A 17,289-nucleotide genomic window follows, 5' to 3' on the forward strand; every position below is an offset into this window, starting at 1 on the left:
CCCAGAGCTCGGCCGTCTACCCAGAGCTCGGCCGGAATTTCAGCCGTGGAAGCTAGGCTGGTCATCGTGATCACCCTCGCTGATGCCCGCCTTTACCTTTGCACCGATGCTCGAAAGGATCGCGGAGACTTCGAAAGTTTCCTCGATCAGGCCTTCGCGGGCGGAGTGGACATCATCCAGCTCCGAGACAAGAATCTAGAAGCCGCCGAGGAGCTAGAGCTGCTGGAAATCCTGCGTAGCGCCGCCGAACGGCAGGGGAAGCTCTGGGCGGTCAATGACCGCGCCGATCTCGCTCAGCTCAGTGATTCTCCGGTCTTCCACGTTGGTCAAAGAGATCTGCAGATCCCCGGGCTGCGTCAGTTACTCCCCGATGTTCAGGCCGGCCTCTCCTGCCACAACAGCGATCAGGTGCAGGCAGCTCTTCACGCGGCTGTGGACTACTTCTGTGTTGGCCCACTCTGGGCCACTCCGACCAAACCTGGCAGGGCCGCCGTCGGACTCGGCTTGGTTGAGTATGCCGCGAGTATGGCCACTGAGAAGCCATGGTTCGCGATCGGCGGTATTGATCTGGGCAATCTGCCTCAGGTCCTCGCGGCAGGAGCCCGCCGCGTCGTCGTGGTTCGGGCGATTACCGAGGCAGCGGATCCGAGGCGTGCCGCCGCCGAACTCAAAGCAGTTCTGGACGAAGCATCAAAGGCTGCCGATAACTAAGCGGTGAGGCCTAGCTGACTCATTCGGCGCGAATGGTTCCTGGTCAGTTCCGCCATTACCAGTTCGCGAAACGGGGCTTCCCCGCCTGGCAGGAACCCGCTATCAATGCTGACTCGTTGTGCTTGGGTAAGGGCCTCCCCCACCAAACGCCTACCCCAGAGGGCCAGCCTGGAGGCCAGACGCGGATCATTTTTGAGCATGCTACGCAGCCGTTCCTGCAATACGGATGAGTCCTCCGGGGACTGAATCTCCCGCACCAGATCCCGCGTCGGAGTGTCCAGTAGCTGGCTCACCGCGGAGTAGAAATCTGCGGAAATCGTGTCGATGACATACGCCTTCATAATCGATTCATACCAGTCCGCTGGCCTGGTCCGATCGTGGAAAGAGTCGATCGATGCCTGGAAGGGCCGCATGGCCAATTCCGGATCCTCGCCCAGATCGGCCAGGCGCCCGGAGACCAATTCGAAGTGCTCGAACTCAATCACAGCCATCCGGCCCAGTACTGCGCGGTCATGCAGAGTCGGCGAGAACCTGGCGTCGGAGGAGAGCCGCTCGAAAGCGGAGAGTTCGCCGTAGGCCATCACGCCCAGCAAGTCGAAGACAAAACGATCAGTCATCCTGCAAGACTATCGTTCGCCGAGAGCATTGGTCTCAGCGGCGAAATACTCTCGCCTCGCCCTGGAGACGGATCTTTTGTTGACCACGACCAACACCGCGATCAGCGCTACGCTGCCTAAGAACCAGGCGACGGCGAGCCATCTCAATTGCAAGTTCCACCAGAGGAGGCATACCGGGACCAGCTGAGTCGTGGTTGGAATGAGAATCCCGCCGACGATTTTGGAGACCGTGGTGAATTCCGATCCCATTGCCTGATCTAGGGTCACAGCTTTAGGCCCCTCCCGCAGTTCGAGGATGCCACCAACGGTCATCCCCACGGGCATGACCGTGACAGCGTAGACGATCCGACCGCTCAGTCGGGCCGCAATGGCTAGCAGGGCAAAAAGAAGGAACACCTAATATATCGACAGGTCATCGTCGCCGCTGGAGGTATTGGCTGGCGTAATGATCAGGAACGCTATCCCAGCGACTAGGCCGGGAAGAACGTGAGTGACCAGGGTCGTGAGATAACGAGGGGTATGCAGGCCAGCCTTCGCGGTGCCCAGTCCCACCCACTGCATCGGTAGGCTGACCCTGGTGAATCGCACCCGGAGCGTCCCGTTTGTGCGCAGGACAGAAATCAGGGCGTGTAGGAATCCCGCCACTAACCGCCACGAACCGGTCGATGCATCATCCCGGCTGCTGGGGCTCGCCTCGGCTGTCAATCGCCTAAAGGAAGGCTCGCACCTCGATCTTCCGGTTACAGGCTTTGGACCCCTCGGTGGCCAGCTTGAGCGCCGTGTCGAGGTCAGCGGCCTCGACAATCCAGAAGCCAATCACGAATTCCTTTGATTCCACGATCGGTCCATCGGTGACCACCGGTGCCTCGCCCCGGTTATCGATCACGGTGGCCGAGCTAGGTGCTGCTAGGCCGCCGGCGAAAACCCAATGCCCTTCGGCCTGAAGTTTGTCGTTAAAAACATCAATAGCGGCCTGCTCATCCGGGTCCTCAAGGTCAACTTGGTCGGTGATCACGGAAACTAGGTACTGCATATCAGCTCATCTCCTGCGGTTTAGGGGTGCGTTCATCGTTACTATGAACGTCTCTGCTCCCAGCAGACACCACCAGCAGGATTCTGACAAGGCTTTCTTTTCTTGTCGGTAGCTGATCACAGGAAACTCACGTTTCGGCGACCGCCCGCATGCTTAACGGGCGAGCGGCGAGTTACGCTGTGACGATGCCCCACTCTCTTATCGTTGTGCCGGATAATGACCGTCAGCTGCGCGAGGCGCTCGCCGCACTGCGAACGGAATTCAAACTTCAGGATGGGTTCAGCCCGGAGGTGCTGGCGGAACTCGCTGACACCCTGCAGCACCACGTCCTACCGGAGCAGGATCTAGGCTCGCTCCCCTTCATCACCATCGATCCTCCCGAATCCATGGACTTAGACCAGGCCATGCAGCTTGAACGTTCCTCCGACGGTTACCTAGTCCGCTATGCCATTGCGGATGTTCCCTCTTTTGTGCCGCCGGGCGGTGCCCTGGATGCGGAGACTCGCCGTCGTGGTCAGACCGTGTACGCCCCGGATGGGCGGATCCCGTTACATCCGGCGGAGATGAGCGAAGCAGCCGCAAGCTTGCTGGCCAATCAACTCAGGAGCGCCTTCGTTTGGGAGTTTTCGCTGGATTCCTCGGCAGAGCTCCGCTCGGCCAAGGTCTCCCGGGCTCAGGTCAGGTCGATCGCCAAACTAGGTTATGGTCAAGCGCAAACCGAGCTCGACGCCGGAACGTCCTCGGCCTATTTGCCCACCTTGCAGCTACTCAAGGAAATCGGGCTCAAACGGATCGAACTGGAACGTCAGCGCGGCGGCGCAAGCCTGAACACCCCACAACAGGAAGTTGAGCACGACGACGGCGGCTACCGCCTGGTTTTCCGCCCCGCCTTAGCGCTGGAGGACTGGAACGCTCAGATTTCCCTACTTACCGGGATGGCTGCCGCGCAGATCATGCTGGAAGGCAAGATCGGCTTATTGCGGACCATGCCAGCACCGGATCCCGCCGCCTTGGAGACCTTCCGGCAACGCGCATCGGCTCTGGGTAAACCCTGGCCGAGGGGGCTCGCTTACGGTGAATTCTTGCGTTCCCTGGACGTGGCGGACCCTCACCAGCTCGCCCTAATGCACGCCGCAACCGCCCTCTTCCGGGGGGCTGGGTACACGCCCTTCGACGGTGAGCTGCCAGCGCAAACCACCCAGGCTGCGGTGGCTGCACCCTATGCGCACACCACCGCACCCTTGCGTCGTCTGGTCGACCGGTTCGTGCTGACCATCTGCGCGGCGTTGAGCGCCGGTGAAGAGGTTCCCTCCTGGGCCAGGGAAGCGCTGCCGCTGCTACCCGAGCTCATGACCGCCTCCGATCAGCTGACCGGGCAGATCGAACGAGCCGCCCTCGATACCGTGGAAGCGGCCCTGCTCAGCTCGCATCTGGGCACCGAATTCGATGCCGTTGTGGTGGCTGGGCCGCGCCCCGCGAAAACCGAGAAGCTGGAACACCCAGGGTCCACGCCAACCGCCGAGCAACGATGCACCATTCAGATTAAGGAGCCCGCAGTCTCCGCGCCCTGCACCTTCCATGGTGAGTTGCTGGTTGGCAGCACCATCCGGGTCAAACTGACCCAGGCTGACATCCAGAGCCGGACGGTACTTTTCGAAATGGTGGCTGGTCAAGACACGGTTGCCGGGTAAACTAGGTAATCAATCCACCAAGGGGAGTAAAGCATGTCTGAGATGGACGAATTCGTTCTGGTCGAAGTTTTCCACGATGGTCGCCTCGCGGTCTCTGGGCAACCAGTTGCGGTCGAAGGACATCCGGACGCCTATAGCGCCGCCATTTCCTTGCTAGGCACCCATGCTGCCCAGCGCGGCAATCGGGTGTTAGCGAAGGGCTTCGATCACAGCAACGGCGACGTGAGCTGGTTCTATGTCAACGAGCGAGGCGAAGCCTATGACGCCTTTGGTGCCCAGGGGCAACCGAGCGGTCAACCGAGCGGTCCACAAGATCAGCCGGACACCGTCCAAACCCCGGTAATTCAGCCGAAGGCAAGTCAACCAGAGCCGAGCATCCTCGATATCGAGTCCGAGTTGGAAGCCACCCGGCAGCGGCCGAGGGACCGGGATTTCACCCCAGCCCCAAGTTTTGAACCCTATCTGCCCGATCTACCCACTTCCGCAGCTCCGCAGAGCTCTGTCTTGCCGTCTTCCGAGACCGCGCCACAAGCACCCATTAGCGAGGTCCCGCCAGCCGCGGCGATTTACCCAGACCCCGCGCAAGCCCCCGGCTGGCCGGAAGCACCGCAGGCCCCCTCACAAACCGCACCGCAAGCACCGGCACCTGTGCACGCACCAAGTCAGCAACTAGCAGTGCAACCGCAGGCCCAGGCAGTACCAGCTGCCTCAGGCGCGGCACCGGAGAGCCGGGCAGCCAATCGGCAATTCGTCCGACCACCCAAGGAACGGCCCACCCAGGGTCTGCGCCGGGCTGTCTACTCCGCCAGCGGCGGCACCGTAAACCTAGGAATGAGCGCCCGCGAGCGCGAGGAAGCCGCCCTGGAGCAACGGATTTCCCGCCAACTGCACGGCAGCCACACCACCGCGGTGCTCTCCCTCAAGGGTGGCATCGGCAAAACCTCCACCACGGTTGGGGTGGGCATGATGTTGGCCGAATATCGCGGTGATCCGCCCTGCGCCATCGATGCCAACCCCGACTCCGGCGACCTGGCCGAGCGAGCATTGGGCGAACACCGGTATCAACCCGAGGGTTCGCACACCATCAGCGAGGTGTTGCGGAACATCGATTCGATCGGCACCCTCACCGAACTCTCCCATTACATGCACCACGCCAATCGCCTGCATCTGATTGCCGGTGAACAAGACCCAGCGCTCTCCGATGCGCTGACCGCGCAGGAATATCTACGCATTCAGGCACTTATCTCGCAGTACTACTCTGTGGTGCTGACTGACTGCGGCACCGGGGTCTCGCATCCGGCAATGTCTGGCATTCTCTCCACCGCCAGCAATGTGGTGATCGCGGCGGGCTACGCCGTCTCCGGGGCTAAGCGGGCCCGCAGCACCCTCGAGTGGCTGGCCGGGCATGGCTACCAGGACTTGGCGCGCAACGCCGTCGTGGTGATCACTGACAAGGACGAGGTCTCCGGTCGGGTGGATAAGCGTGCCATCGACGCCGAGCTGTCCGGTCAGTGCAAGCAGCTCATCACGGTGCCGCATGATCGTGGCGTGGCCGATGGGGACCAGATTTCCCTGGGCACCCTCCGTCCGGCTACTAGGCGGGCCTACAAGGAGATCGCCGCCGCTATTGTGGATGGCTATCTCTGAGTCACTATCTCTAGCAATGGGATGAATAGTGGCTCGATCAGCTAGACTGACGAGGTAGAACTGGATGCCCGGTCGTACCTGCAACGACTATCTCAGATTGCCGAGAACGACGGCGATCACTCCAGCGGTCTCGAGCTATTCGACCCGCGCGCAACTTACGCGATCGGCTTCCGCCAGCTGTGCCGCCTTAGCGGGCTCCGTCCGCCGTGCCTTTCAGGAACGCGACCGACGTCGAGCCCTCGGGCAGCACCTTAAAGGGAGTACGCACTCTTGACCATTGATAACAACCACCACCTGCTTGCCGAAGACGGCGGAGACGAAATCACCGTTGACGCCTCGCTGACCAGCACCGACGATCCGCATCACGAAGCGAAGGAGACCTTCGCCGACTTCAATGTCCGTGCAGACATCGTCGAATCGCTGGCCGATGCAGGCATTGTGCACCCCTTCCCCATCCAGTCGATGACCTTGCCGGTGGCGCTCTCCGGTCACGACATTATCGGTCAAGCCAAAACCGGAACGGGCAAGACCCTTGGCTTCGGCGTTCCGGTCTTGCAGCGTGTGGTTGCCCCCAAGGACGAGGGCTACGATGCCTTGCCCGCTCCGGGCGCACCGCAAGCTCTGATCGTGGTGCCAACCCGCGAACTCGCCGTGCAGGTGGCCAATGACCTGCAAACCGCGGCCCGCAAGCGCGGCGCTAGGATCACCACCATCTACGGCGGTCGCGCCTTCGAACCGCAGATCGAATCACTGGGCAAGGGCGTCGAAGTAGTCGTCGGCACGCCGGGTCGTTTGATCGACCTCTTCAAGCAGCGTCACCTGAACCTGAAAAACGTCCGGATGATCGTGCTCGACGAGGCCGACGAGATGCTAGACCTCGGCTTCCTGCCCGACGTCGAGACCCTCATGGCCGCGACCCCGCCGGTACGCCAGACCATGTTGTTCTCGGCCACCATGCCGGGGCCGATCATTGCGATGGCTCGCCGCTACATGACTCAGCCGACGCATATTCGGGCCGCTGATCCGGATGATGAGGGCCTGACCAAGCGCGATATTCGCCAGTTGGTTTACCGAGCACACAGCCTGGATAAGGCCGAGGTAGTGGCTCGTATCCTGCAGGCTCGTGGCCGCGGCCGGACCATTATCTTCACCAAGACCAAGCGCACCGCAGCCAAGGTCGCTGAGGAACTGATGGATCGCGGCTTCGCGGCCGCCGCCATTCACGGCGATCTGGGTCAGGGAGCTCGGGAGCAAGCGCTGCGTGCCTTCCGGAACAATAAGGTGGACGTTCTGGTGGCCACCGACGTCGCGGCCCGTGGCATCGATGTGGACGACGTAACCCATGTGATCAACTACCAGTGCGTCGAGGACGAAAAGATCTATCTGCACCGGGTTGGTCGTACCGGCCGCGCCGGAAATAAGGGCACCGCGGTGACCTTTGTGGACTGGGACGATATGCCTCGCTGGGGCCTGATCAACAAGACCCTGGGACTGCCCTTCCCGGAGCCGGTGGAAACCTACTCCTCCTCTCCGCACCTCTACACCGACCTGGACATCCCGGAAGGCACCAAGGGCCGCTTGCCGCGCAATAAGCGCACGCACGCTGGTTTGAACGCCGAAGTGATCGAGGATCTGGGCGAGACCGGTAAGCGGCACGGTTCCGGCAACACCGAGCGCGGCGGCCGGGACGGCCAGCGCGGCCGGAATGATCGCAGCCGGGATGACCGTGGCGGCAAGGACGAGCGCCAAGGCAACCGAAATGATCGTCGTCGTGGGCCGAGGACCGAGAACGCCGAGGCTGGCTCGGCTAAGAAGGAAGCTGCCCCGGCCAAGGATGGGGCCACACAGCCCAGCCGGAACCGGCGCTCTCGCACCCGGCGGCGCAACGGCGAGGTAGTCAACAATGACAACCAGCCGTCGTCGGACGCCTAATCCGAACTCAATGACCAGCAAACTCTGGAGCCCCGAGGGCCCCAATCTGGTGGTGCAAGCAGAGAACTCGAGCTTTCTAGGAAGCTTGCCGGACGCTGCCTTCTCCTTGATTTACCTGGACCCGCCGTTCAATACCGGGCGGGTCCAGTCTCGGCAGAACACCGTCATGGTGCGCAGCAGTAACGGCAGCAGGCAGGGCTTTGCCGGGCATAGCTACGAGACCATCAAGGGCTCGCTGCACAGCTACGACGATGCCTTCACGGATTACTGGGCGTTCTTGGAGCCCCGGCTCCTGGAGGCCTGGCGGCTGCTCGCCGAGGATGGCACCCTGTATTTGCACCTGGATTATCGTGAGGTGCACTACGCCAAGGTGATGCTGGATTCCATTTTTGGCCGCGAATGCTTCTTGAATGAGATCATCTGGGCCTATGACTACGGTGCTCGGGCGAAGAGCCGTTGGCCAACCAAACACGACAATATTCTGGTCTACGTTAAGGACCCCTCGAAGTACCATTTCGACAGCGTCGCGGTGGATCGAGAGCCCTATATGGCGCCGGGGCTGGTGACGGCCGAAAAGGCCGCTCGCGGCAAGCTCCCCACCGATGTTTGGTGGCACACCATTGTCTCCCCCACCGGCAAGGAGAAAACCGGCTACCCCACGCAGAAACCCGAGGGTTTGCTGCGCCGCGTAGTGGCCGCCTCCTCGAAGCCCGGCGACTGGGTGCTGGACTTCTTTGCAGGCTCCGGTACCTTCGGGGCGGTTGCGGCGGCCCTGGATCGGCGCTTTGTCTGCATCGATCAGAACCCGGAAGCCATTGGCATTATGGCCAAGCGCTTGGGTGAGGTAGCCGAACTGGTGCAAGAAACCAGTTGAGTTAGCGGACGACGGCGGTCCCGCTGGCTTGCGCCTCAATCTCCAGTAGGGCTTCGGGGCTGGTCAGGTTCTCACCCAAGCGATTGGGTTTGCCGGTACCGTGGTAGTCCGATGATCCGGTCACGATCAGACCATTTCGACGGGCCAATTCACGTAAGAAAAGCTTGCCCTCCTCGGGGTTATCCCGATGTTCTATTTCGACTCCGGCCAGGCCTGCCTCGATCATTTCCTCGAAGGTCTGCTCGCCCACAATGCGCCCCCTGGACGAAGCCACCGGATGAGCGAAGACCGGAACTCCCCCGGCAGCCCGGACCAGCGAGACCGCCAGCACCGGATCCGGAGCATAGTGCGAAACCCAGTATTTGCTGCGAGTGGTCAAGATCGAAGTGAAAGCTTCGGAACGATCGGCCACCACGCCCGCGGCCACCAAAGCATCCGCTATATGTGGCCGCCCCACGGTAGCCCCGGGAGCCACGTGTTGGCTGACGTCGTCCCAGTTCAGCGGGTAATCCTCGGAGAGCCGATCAACCATCCGTTCTGCCCTGCTGAGCCGGGCATCCCGTGACTTACTGATTTCCTCCAGTAGCCCGGGGTGCTCAGGATCATGTAGATAGCTGAGCAAATGCACTGTCACCCCCGCCGCAGTACGGCAGGAGATCTCCATTCCGGGCACCAGGGCTATTCCCAATAGCCGCGCCCGCTCGGAGGCTTCCAACCAGCCGCCGGTTGAATCGTGGTCGGTAATGGCCACCACATCGAGCCCTGCTAGTTTGGCAGCATCGATGAGCTGGGCGGGCGGCTCCGTGCCATCGGAGACATTCGAATGGGCATGCAGGTCTATCCTCACCTACTCAGCCTATGCCCGTGAGCATCCCAAAGAAGATTCAGCAGCTGTCCTGAACTGGCGGCATGCCGAGTGCAGTGGCAGGATTGAGGGCGTGACCCAGACTCCAGCAGAAAATTCAGAACAGCCCATCGAAGATCGCGTGAACAACCGTTCGCAACGTCCCGACTCGGAAGCTTTCCGGTCCTTTATGAGTTCCAGCTGGGCTCCGGCCAGTCAGCAGCTCCCGGATCAAGCCGCGGTCGCCGAACATGCTGCCCGCCGCCGTCGTGCCATTAGTGACCAGTTCAAGGGTGAGCGGCTGGTACTACCGGCCGGACCGCTGAAGGTCCGCTCCAATGACACCGACTACATGTTCCGGCCGCATTCCGCTTTCGCTCATCTGACCGGCTTGGGCGTGGATCACGAGCCGGATGCCGTGCTGGTGCTGGAACCGGCGGATGAAGGAACGGGTGACGACGGCGGCAATCACCGCGCCACACTGTACTTCCGGCCGCTGGCTGGCCGGGACACCAAGGAGTTCTACGCTGATGCCCGGGCCGGCGAGTTCTGGATTGGCAAGCGCCCAACCCTGGCCGAATTACGCGCCGAGCTCGCCCTGGAGACCGCAGATCTGGCCGAGTTGGAGGTGGCGCTGACTAAGAACCTGGGTGCTGCCGAAATCGGCGGGGTTCAGGTCCGGCTGGTCCGTGATGTTGATCCGCAGATCGATGCGCTGGTCGATACCGCCCGGATCAATACCGCGCTCAACCCGGAAACGGCGGATCTGAGCCAGGCTGATCTTCAGGACGGCAAGCTCGTCGAGGCGCTATCCGAGCTCCGGCTGGTCAAGGATGACTGGGAAGTGGAGCAATTGGAAGTGGCGGTGGCCGCGACCATCGAAGGATTCTCTGAGGTGGTTCGTGCGCTGCCTCGCGCCATTGGCCATCGCCGCGGCGAGCGCGTGGTCGAGGGGGCTTTTGCCGCCCGGGCTCGCGAAGAGGGCAATGGCCTCGGTTATGAGACCATTGCGGCCGCCGGCGACCATGCCACCACGCTGCATTGGATCACCAATAACGGTCAGGTGAAGAGCGGTGAACTGATTCTGCTCGATGCCGGGGTGGAGGCGGATTCGCTCTATACCGCGGACATCACTCGCACCTTGCCGGTGAACGGGACCTTTAGCGAGGTTCAGCGCAAGGTCTATCAGGCCGTTTTGGATGCCGCAGATGCTGCCTTCAAGGTAGCTAAGCCGGGTGTGAAGTTCCGTGATCTGCATGGTGCCGCCATGGAGGTCCTGGTCGACCGACTGGTGCTCTGGGGTTTGCTGCCGGTTTCGGCCGAGGTGGCGCTGTCCCCCGAGGGGCAGCAACATCGTCGCTGGATGCCGCATGGCACCAGCCATCACCTGGGCCTCGATGTGCATGACTGCGCCCAGGCCCGTGCCGAGCTTTACCTAGACGGCGTGCTAGAGGAGGGCATGGTTTTCACCATTGAGCCCGGCCTCTACTTCAAGGCTGACGATCTGGCCGTTCCGGAGGAATACCGGGGCATCGGCGTTCGGATTGAGGACGATGTGCTGGTGACCGCCGAGGGCAACCGCAACCTGAGTGCCGCGCTGCCGCGTAGTCCCGAGGACGTCGAGTCCTGGATGTCCAGCCTCAGCTAGGCGCGAGTTCGCTTTTGAGTCGCGGATTCGCTTGGTTTTACGGGCGAATCCGCGACTAGCACACGAACTCGCGCTTAGTTCTGCTTCGGCTCCTGCTCAGCCTGAGGCTGGGTCGGAGTCTCCGACGGCGTCGCGTCTGGGCTTGGGGCTGCATCCGGTTGCACTCGAATACCGTATTGCGGGCGACCATCCGGCAGATCCGAATAGGACCCGGGCGGGGTGTTGCTTACGCCTTCCAGCTTGGGAACCTGCGGTTCCGCAGGATTCCCCGTCGCGTTGGATGGAGCGGATGGGGCAGATGGGGCGGACGCGTTGGTCGGGGTGGATGGGGCAGCATAAGGATCCGTCCAGCCCTCGGGCCGGGGCGGTGCCGGGGGCTGCTGGTTCTGGTTCGGCGCCTGATAAGGCACCTGAGCCGGCCGTGCCTGGGGCTGCTGAGCCATCGGCAAATTCTGCAGCAGACGGCGGGCATCAGCGGAAGCCTCACGAGCCACGATCACATCGTAATTGGAGGCGAGTACCTGGGAGGTCGAGGTGAAATCTCGCTTCCCCCGCTGCGCAGCATAGGTCACAATGCCGAAGAGCATCCAGAAAGCGGCACCGAGCAACATGGCAATCGGAATGGACAATAACGCTCCTCCCGGGCTCGAACCTATGAAGGACAGCAAGAGGCCCACGAAAAGACCGAACCAGGCGCCCGTCATGGCTCCGTTGAGCGCAACTCGGGGGTAGCTGAGCTTCCCGGTAACCCGTTCAACCATTTTCAGATCATTACCCACAATGGAGACCAGCTGGACCGGGAATTGCTGATCCGCCAGGTAGTCCACCGCTTTCTGGGCATCCAGGTAGGAAATATAGCTTCCCACCGTGTCACCGTCCGGGACACTACGGGGGTCCACCAGAGCACGGGCTGATCCAAAGAGGTTCGACATACCCCCATTCTCCCGCATCCTCGGCGCAAAGGCGCCAAGGTATCGCTCCGGGTGAACCCATGAGCCCGCTGTGCTGCCTGCACGGAGCGCCCAGGGCATCGCCCGACGGAGGTTCCATCGACTCACTGTTTCACGCAGAGCCGCCTAAACAGTAGCCTTGAGGTGTGAGCACAAATCCAACCCGCGTCTTCGTAGCGCGCCTGATCGGGCTAGACGTTTTCGACCCCTTCGGCGATCGCCTCGGTCGATTGCGCGACGTTGTGGTGCACTCACGCAGAAACAACGCTCCGCACGCCGTCGGCATAGTGGTCGAAGTCACCGGAAAGCGTCGCGTGTTTGTGCCGATGACCCGGCTGACCTCGATGGATCAGACTCAGATCATCTCCACCGGCCTGGTCAATTTGCGCCGCTTTGAGCAGCGTGGTGCCGAACAACTAGTGGTCGGAGAACTCTTCGATCGCAAGGTCAGCCTGACCGACGGTTCCGGAACCGCGATTGTCGAGGATGTGGCGCTGGATCAGCAGCGCAGCGGTGACTGGCTGGTCAGCAAACTCTTCGTCCGGCGTGGGGACTCTACCTCCCGGCTGCGTCGATTGCGGCGCGGCCACACCGTGCTGATCGACTGGGACGAGGCAGTGCATGACTCCCAGCACGAACCGCAGGGCGCCAGCCAATTGGTGGCCAGCTATGAGGACCTCAAGCCCGCCGACTTCGCCGATGCGCTACAGGAGATGAGTGATAAGCGCCGCTTCGAGGTGGCCTCGGAGCTGCAGGATGAACGGCTTGCGGATGTCCTCCAGGAACTCCCTGAGGACGATCAGGTCCAGTTGCTTTCCGCTCTTGACAACGAGCGTGCAGCCGATGTGCTGGAGGAAATGGATCCGGACGACGCCGCCGATCTGCTCGCCGACCTGCCCAGCGCAAAAGCCGAAGAGTTGCTGCTACTGATGGAACCGGAGGAGGCCGACGACGTCCGGCGGCTATTGCAGTACGACGAGGATACCGCTGGTGGCTTGATGACACCGGTTCCGGTAATCCTGCCTCCGGAGGCTACCGTAGCGGAAGCCCTGGCTCATGTCCGCAGCGAAGAGCTCTCCCCCGCCCTGGCCTCCGCGATTTTCGTCTGCCGCCCACCCCTGGAGACTCCGACCGGCAGGTTCCTCGGTGTGGTACACATTCAACAGTTGTTGCGAAGCGCGCCGCCGGAACAGCTAGGAACACTAGTTGATAAGAACCTCGAACCGGTTTCCGATCAGGCTGGCGTTGGCGAAGTTTCGCATGTAATGGCCTCCTATAACTTGGTATCGTTGCCGGTGGTCAACGACACCGGCCGGCTGGTCGGGGCGGTGACAGTCGATGACCTCCTTGACCATTTGTTACCTGACGATTGGCGTGCTCACGAAGATGGTGAGCCCTTGAAAAAACTAGGAGGCAGAGTTGGCTGAGAAATTCGTTGAGCGGCAACGTAATCAGAACAGCGGGCTAGACACCCCACTGGAACTACGCTCCCGGTTCTTCCCTCGGTATTCGCCGGATCCAGATTCCTTCGGCAGACTGACCGAAGGCTTCGCGCGTTTCATGGGCACCCCCCGCTTCCTGTTGTACATGACGCTGTTCTGTGCCGCCTGGCTGGGCTGGAACACGCTCGCTCCCGAGGCCTGGCAATTCGACCCCCGGGCACTCAACTTCACCTTGCTCACCCTGATCCTCTCGCTGCAGGCCTCTTACGCCGCTCCGCTGCTGCTGCTGGCGCAGAACCGGCAGGATGACCGAGACCGGGTGGCCATCGAGCAGGATCGGCAAACCGCGGCCCGGAACCTCGCCGATACGGAGTATCTGACCCGTGAACTCGCTGCCCTGAGGATTGCCCTGCGGGAGGTTGCCACCCGCGATTTCGTGCGTTCCGAATTGAAGTCTCTTTTGGAGGACTTGATCGTGGCCGGCGAGTCCGAGGACGCCGAGCCACGCGGGAGGTCTCGGGATTCCAAGGGCTCCCCCAAAACCCAAGCCATTCCTAAGGTGAAGGTGCGCAAGCCGGTCGGCCAGCCGCCGTCGTCGTCATTATGAGCCTCGATCCCCAGACCCTGCGCCAGGCTCTTGCCACCGTCATTGACCCGGAATTGCGGCAGCCGATCACCGAACTGGGCATGGTGCAGGAAATTCAAGCGGACGACGTCGGCCAGGTCACCGTGCGCGTGCTGCTCACCATAGCGGGCTGCCCGCTTCGAGACACCATCATTGCCGATGCCACCGAGGCGCTGAACCGGGTGCCCGGGGTGAAGGGCGTCACGGTGGAACTCGGAGTGATGAGCCCGGAGCAGCGAGCCGAGTTGAAGGCACGGCTGCGCCCTCAGGCCGGGATCCCCTTTAACCGCGCCGATTCACTCACCAAGATTTATGCCGTGGCCAGCGGCAAGGGTGGGGTGGGAAAATCGAGCGTTACCGTCAATCTTGCCAGCGCCTTGGCCGCCCGCGGACTCAAAGTGGGCATTATTGACGCCGATATCTATGGCTTCTCGGTGCCCGGGCTATTAGGCATTAAGCAACAGCCCACCCGGGTGGACGAGATGATCCTGCCGCCGGTAGCTTTCGGGGTGAAGGTGATCTCGATTGGTATGTTTGTGGCCGGGAACCAGCCGGTGGCTTGGCGCGGCCCCATGCTGCACCGAGCGCTGGAGCAGTTCCTTACGGATGTCTATTTCGGGGATCTGGACGCTTTGTTCCTGGATCTGCCCCCAGGTACCGGGGATATTGCCATCTCGGTAGCTCAGTTGCTGCCCAAGGCGGAGATCCTGGTGGTCACCACTCCGCAGTCGGCCGCCGCCGACGTTGCCGAGCGCGCCGGTGCGATTGCCTTGCAGACGCAGCAGAAAGTGGTTGGGGTGGTAGAGAACATGTCCTGGCTGGTGCAGCCCGATGGCAGCAGACTAGAGCTTTTCGGCAGCGGTGGGGGCGAACGTCTAGCCGCGCGGCTCAGTCAAACCGTTGGCACTCCGGTACCGCTATTGGGTCAGGTTCCGCTGGACATCACCTTGCGCGAGGGTGGGGATGTTGGCACTCCGATTGTGCTCTCCCATCCAGACTCACCGGCCGCGCTGGCGCTTTCGGCAATAGCAGATGGGCTACTGAAAAGGCCACGCGGCTTGGCGGGGCTCCGGCTAGGCGTGGAGCCGGTTTAACACCTCTGGCTCGGAAATCTTAGGTAGCTTCGTTGTCCCAGGGAGCTTTTTCACCGTGGCTGAGACGTACCACTTCCCGTGCCGGGGAAACTGTTTGCAGCGTTTCTGGAACTGGCAGCGGCGCACCGGCGGAGATCTGCTTCGGCTCATCGTCAAGCAAGGCCTCACGGATGATCCGTCGTGGATCGTATTGCCGGGGATCGAGTTTCTGCCAGTCGATCTCGCTCAGATCGACGCCAGATTCTTCTTTGAGTTGCTCCCGGGCACCGCTAGCCATCCGGCGAGCCTCGCGGACGAAATTGCGGAATTTCTGCGCGTATTCGGGCAGCCGCTTGGGACCGATCACCAGCACCGCAAGGACGCCCAGGATCAGGAACTCGTAGCCGTTGATGTTAAACATATCTAAGGAAAGGGTACCTGTTCTTTTGCCGCTGACTAGCCCAAATTGAAAATTCGGTGCAATCCGCGCAAGAAATGCGCGGCTAGATCAGCATTGTCCAAGGGATTCCCCACTGCATGTCGCTGCGCCGCCACCGAGGGTAAATACTCGGCACGGGCCGCGTGCTCATCCGGCAAGCCCACCAGATACACCCCGGTGCTCAACAGACAGGTAACCAGCAGCAGAGCCGCAACTGCCAATACCGATCGCGGCACCCGGCCGGGTCGATGGGGCAAACACAGGGTTTCGGTGCCATCGCTCTGTAGACCTTCGGTGCGCTGCAATATCCTGTTGCTCAGGTCTTGCCGCTCGGCCGAGGAAGAATCAGACACGGAATCCACTTGGCCTAGTGCAGGCCGGCAATCCGCGGAAGCTTGAGTTTGGGCAGTTTCTGCGCAAAGGAGCGCGGTGCCCGGTGTGCCAGCGATTCGCGCAACATGGTCCGGCCGCGGTGGATGCGCGAGCGCACGGTGCCAAGCTTGATGCCTAGCGCTTCAGCCACCTCATCATAGGACAAGCCCTCAAGATCGCACAGCACGACGGCGGCACGGAAGTCCGGTGGCAAGGCATCCAGAGCCTGCTGAATATCTAGGTCCAGATTATTGAATTCGAAGCTGCGTTCCGGGCCGGGATCCCGACCGGGGAGCCTGGATTCGGCGTCCTCGGCTAGTGCGTCGAAGCGGATCCGGGATTTACGACGGGCCTGATCTAGGAACAAGTTGGTGGTGATGCGGTGCAGCCAACCATCAAGGGTTCCTGGAGTAAAGGTTGCCAGCGAGCGGAAAACCCGGACGAAGACTTCCTGGGTGAGATCCTCGGCGTCGTATTTATTGCCGGTCAGCCGGTAAGCGAGCCGGAAGACCTTAGCCGAGTGGTTGCGCACCACTTCTTCCCAGCTGGGCATCACCCAATCGACCGTTGCAGTGTCCACCTCGGTAGTCACCACCAACACCCCTTCCATGAGCTAAGCATCTATCATGGCAGATTTGACTGGGCGTTTGCTGTGCTAAAGGGGTATTTAGCGCAGAGCATAAGCTCGAGCACGGCTTAGCTCCCGTTTCACAGTAGGCTTGAAGGCATGAATGCGGACAAATCTATCAGCTGGTCGTACACCGAGGGACTACCTGTTGAGGACGAGACCCTACTACGCGCCCGTGAGCGTTCGCATGAACTCGGAGTTTCCGCCATTGGAGCTGCCACCGGCGCCCTGCTGAGTGTTCTAGCCGCCAGTTCCAAGGCACAGACCGCGGTGGAGATCGGGGCCGGAGCAGGAGTATCCGGTGTCTACCTGTTGCGCGGCCTCTCCGGTCACGGGGTGCTAACCAGTATCGATGGCGATGTGGAGCACCTCCGGGCCGCCCGCGAATCCTTCACCGAGGCGGGCTTCCCGGCGAATCGGACCCGGACCATTAGTGGCCGAGCTGCGGAGGTACTCCCCCGGCTCACCGATGCGGCCTACGATGTGGTCTTTATCAACGCCGATAAGCCCTCCTATCCGCTCTATGTTGAACAAGCTGTGCGCTTGCTCAAAAGCGGTGGATTGCTGATCGTTAACGATGCCCTCGACCAGGATCGGGTAGCTGAGCCCGCGGTTCGTGAGCCCAGCACGGTGGTTTTGCGTCAGGTAGGCAAGGCTATTCGGGAAAATGACCGCTTGGTATCGGCGCTGCTTCCCACCGGCGCGGGAGTGCTACTCGCCGTTAAGCGTTAGTCCGACTGTTTTCGTCATTTTCTCCTAGTAG

The 17,289-nt window shown here is 61.6% G+C and carries 19 protein-coding genes; 10 read left to right on the forward strand and 9 right to left on the reverse strand.

What is annotated here, in order from left to right; genetic code table 11:
• Positions 1–57: 57 nt before the first annotated feature.
• Positions 58–711 carry a thiamine phosphate synthase gene (gene thiE, locus FHU41_RS06320; RefSeq protein WP_179389155.1) on the forward strand — a complete coding sequence of 218 codons (654 nt, stop codon included), beginning with the start codon at positions 58–60 and terminating at the stop codon, positions 709–711.
• On the opposite strand, the gene FHU41_RS06325 is transcribed toward thiE, so the two are convergent.
• The 4 genes from FHU41_RS06325 to FHU41_RS06340 form a co-directional block, all read right to left on the reverse strand.
• Positions 708–1,328, reverse strand: a complete 621-nt coding sequence (locus FHU41_RS06325; protein WP_179388738.1) for a ferritin-like fold-containing protein — start codon at positions 1,326–1,328, stop codon at positions 708–710. The two genes, thiE and FHU41_RS06325, sit on opposite strands and share 4 nt — an antisense overlap.
• Positions 1,329–1,337: 9 nt before the next feature.
• Positions 1,338–1,724 (reverse strand): hypothetical protein, encoded by a 387-nt coding sequence (locus FHU41_RS06330; protein ID WP_179388739.1) that lies wholly within the window; start codon positions 1,722–1,724, stop codon positions 1,338–1,340.
• On the reverse strand, positions 1,725–1,889 hold the full coding sequence (locus FHU41_RS06335) for a hypothetical protein (RefSeq protein WP_179388740.1): 165 nt from the start codon (positions 1,887–1,889) through the stop codon (positions 1,725–1,727). It abuts the gene before it with no gap.
• Positions 1,890–2,037: 148 nt separating this feature from the next.
• Entirely contained in the window at positions 2,038–2,361 is a 324-nt protein-coding gene (locus tag FHU41_RS06340) for a YciI family protein (protein WP_179388741.1), read from the reverse strand.
• A 185-nt stretch (positions 2,362–2,546) separates the two neighbouring features.
• Between FHU41_RS06340 and FHU41_RS06345 the strand changes: the two genes are divergently transcribed.
• From FHU41_RS06345 to FHU41_RS06360, 4 genes are all read left to right on the forward strand, one after another.
• On the forward strand, positions 2,547–4,052 hold the full coding sequence (locus tag FHU41_RS06345; protein ID WP_179388742.1) for an RNB domain-containing ribonuclease: 1,506 nt from the start codon (positions 2,547–2,549) through the stop codon (positions 4,050–4,052).
• Positions 4,053–4,085: 33 nt separating this feature from the next.
• Positions 4,086–5,699: a MinD/ParA family ATP-binding protein gene (locus FHU41_RS15070; protein WP_246279441.1), complete on the forward strand. Its 1,614-nt coding sequence runs from the start codon at positions 4,086–4,088 to the stop codon at positions 5,697–5,699.
• Between the two features lie 270 nt (positions 5,700–5,969).
• Positions 5,970–7,631 (forward strand): DEAD/DEAH box helicase, encoded by a 1,662-nt coding sequence (locus FHU41_RS06355; protein WP_179388743.1) that lies wholly within the window; start codon positions 5,970–5,972, stop codon positions 7,629–7,631.
• Positions 7,632–7,641: 10 nt separating this feature from the next.
• Positions 7,642–8,505, forward strand: coding sequence for a DNA-methyltransferase (locus FHU41_RS06360; RefSeq protein ID WP_179389157.1), 864 nt, complete (start codon positions 7,642–7,644; stop codon positions 8,503–8,505).
• 1 nt (position 8,506) lies between these two features.
• On the opposite strand, the gene FHU41_RS06365 is transcribed toward FHU41_RS06360, so the two are convergent.
• Positions 8,507–9,352, reverse strand: a complete 846-nt coding sequence (locus tag FHU41_RS06365) for a PHP domain-containing protein (protein ID WP_179388744.1) — start codon at positions 9,350–9,352, stop codon at positions 8,507–8,509.
• Positions 9,353–9,443: 91 nt separating this feature from the next.
• Here FHU41_RS06365 and FHU41_RS06370 point away from each other — a divergent pair, with 91 nt between their 5' ends.
• The gene (locus FHU41_RS06370) at positions 9,444–10,997 is read left to right on the forward strand and encodes an aminopeptidase P family protein (protein WP_343046258.1); all 1,554 of its coding nucleotides are present in this window, start codon (positions 9,444–9,446) and stop codon (positions 10,995–10,997) included.
• 74 nt (positions 10,998–11,071) lie between these two features.
• Here the strand turns inward: FHU41_RS06370 and FHU41_RS06375 are convergent, their stop codons facing one another.
• Complete coding sequence (locus FHU41_RS06375; protein WP_179388746.1) at positions 11,072–11,929, reverse strand: YflT domain-containing protein; 858 nt, start codon at positions 11,927–11,929, stop codon at positions 11,072–11,074.
• A gap of 164 nt (positions 11,930–12,093) precedes the next feature.
• Here FHU41_RS06375 and FHU41_RS06380 point away from each other — a divergent pair, with 164 nt between their 5' ends.
• The 3 genes from FHU41_RS06380 to FHU41_RS06390 are packed head-to-tail and all read left to right on the forward strand — an operon-like array spanning position 12,094 to position 15,108.
• Positions 12,094–13,374, forward strand: a complete 1,281-nt coding sequence (locus FHU41_RS06380) for a magnesium transporter MgtE N-terminal domain-containing protein (protein WP_179388747.1) — start codon at positions 12,094–12,096, stop codon at positions 13,372–13,374.
• The gene (locus tag FHU41_RS06385; RefSeq protein WP_179388748.1) at positions 13,367–13,996 is read left to right on the forward strand and encodes a DUF1003 domain-containing protein; all 630 of its coding nucleotides are present in this window, start codon (positions 13,367–13,369) and stop codon (positions 13,994–13,996) included. The genes FHU41_RS06380 and FHU41_RS06385 overlap by 8 nt, the downstream gene beginning before the upstream one ends.
• Complete coding sequence (locus FHU41_RS06390) at positions 13,993–15,108, forward strand: Mrp/NBP35 family ATP-binding protein (RefSeq protein ID WP_179388749.1); 1,116 nt, start codon at positions 13,993–13,995, stop codon at positions 15,106–15,108. Before FHU41_RS06385 ends, FHU41_RS06390 begins: the two co-directional genes overlap by 4 nt.
• A gap of 19 nt (positions 15,109–15,127) precedes the next feature.
• On the opposite strand, the gene FHU41_RS06395 is transcribed toward FHU41_RS06390, so the two are convergent.
• From FHU41_RS06395 to sigE, 3 genes are read right to left on the reverse strand one after another with little or no spacing between them, the layout of a single operon-like run.
• On the reverse strand, positions 15,128–15,508 hold the full coding sequence (locus FHU41_RS06395; protein WP_179388750.1) for a twin-arginine translocase TatA/TatE family subunit: 381 nt from the start codon (positions 15,506–15,508) through the stop codon (positions 15,128–15,130).
• A 35-nt stretch (positions 15,509–15,543) separates the two neighbouring features.
• Complete coding sequence (locus tag FHU41_RS06400; RefSeq protein WP_179388751.1) at positions 15,544–15,879, reverse strand: hypothetical protein; 336 nt, start codon at positions 15,877–15,879, stop codon at positions 15,544–15,546.
• A gap of 14 nt (positions 15,880–15,893) precedes the next feature.
• Positions 15,894–16,508, reverse strand: coding sequence for an RNA polymerase sigma factor SigE (gene sigE / locus FHU41_RS06405; protein WP_179388752.1), 615 nt, complete (start codon positions 16,506–16,508; stop codon positions 15,894–15,896).
• Positions 16,509–16,625: 117 nt separating this feature from the next.
• Here sigE and FHU41_RS06410 point away from each other — a divergent pair, with 117 nt between their 5' ends.
• Positions 16,626–17,258, forward strand: coding sequence for an O-methyltransferase (locus FHU41_RS06410; protein WP_179388753.1), 633 nt, complete (start codon positions 16,626–16,628; stop codon positions 17,256–17,258).
• The last annotated feature ends 31 nt before the right edge of the window (positions 17,259–17,289 follow it).

Origin of the sequence: Psychromicrobium silvestre, from assembly GCF_013408295.1 — a bacterium.
Taxonomy (GTDB): Bacteria; Actinomycetota; Actinomycetes; order Actinomycetales; family Micrococcaceae; genus Renibacterium; species Renibacterium silvestre.

Bases quoted from the DNA above. Each gene is read 5' to 3' on its own strand.
- FHU41_RS15070 (WP_246279441.1), top strand. From the start codon at position 4,086: ATGTCTGAGATGGACGAATTCGTTCTGGTCGAAGTTTTCCACGATGGT.
- FHU41_RS06345 (WP_179388742.1), top strand. From the start codon at position 2,547: ATGCCCCACTCTCTTATCGTTGTGCCGGATAATGACCGTCAGCTGCGC.
- FHU41_RS06390 (WP_179388749.1), top strand. From the start codon at position 13,993: ATGAGCCTCGATCCCCAGACCCTGCGCCAGGCTCTTGCCACCGTCATT.
- FHU41_RS06360 (WP_179389157.1), top strand. From the start codon at position 7,642: ATGACCAGCAAACTCTGGAGCCCCGAGGGCCCCAATCTGGTGGTGCAA.
- FHU41_RS06410 (WP_179388753.1), top strand. From the start codon at position 16,626: ATGAATGCGGACAAATCTATCAGCTGGTCGTACACCGAGGGACTACCT.
- FHU41_RS06340 (WP_179388741.1), bottom strand. From the start codon at position 2,361: ATGCAGTACCTAGTTTCCGTGATCACCGACCAAGTTGACCTTGAGGAC.
- FHU41_RS06335 (WP_179388740.1), bottom strand. From the start codon at position 1,889: ATGCAGTGGGTGGGACTGGGCACCGCGAAGGCTGGCCTGCATACCCCT.
- FHU41_RS06325 (WP_179388738.1), bottom strand. From the start codon at position 1,328: ATGACTGATCGTTTTGTCTTCGACTTGCTGGGCGTGATGGCCTACGGC.
- sigE (WP_179388752.1), bottom strand. From the start codon at position 16,508: ATGGAAGGGGTGTTGGTGGTGACTACCGAGGTGGACACTGCAACGGTC.
- FHU41_RS06395 (WP_179388750.1), bottom strand. From the start codon at position 15,508: ATGTTTAACATCAACGGCTACGAGTTCCTGATCCTGGGCGTCCTTGCG.
- FHU41_RS06375 (WP_179388746.1), bottom strand. From the start codon at position 11,929: ATGTCGAACCTCTTTGGATCAGCCCGTGCTCTGGTGGACCCCCGTAGT.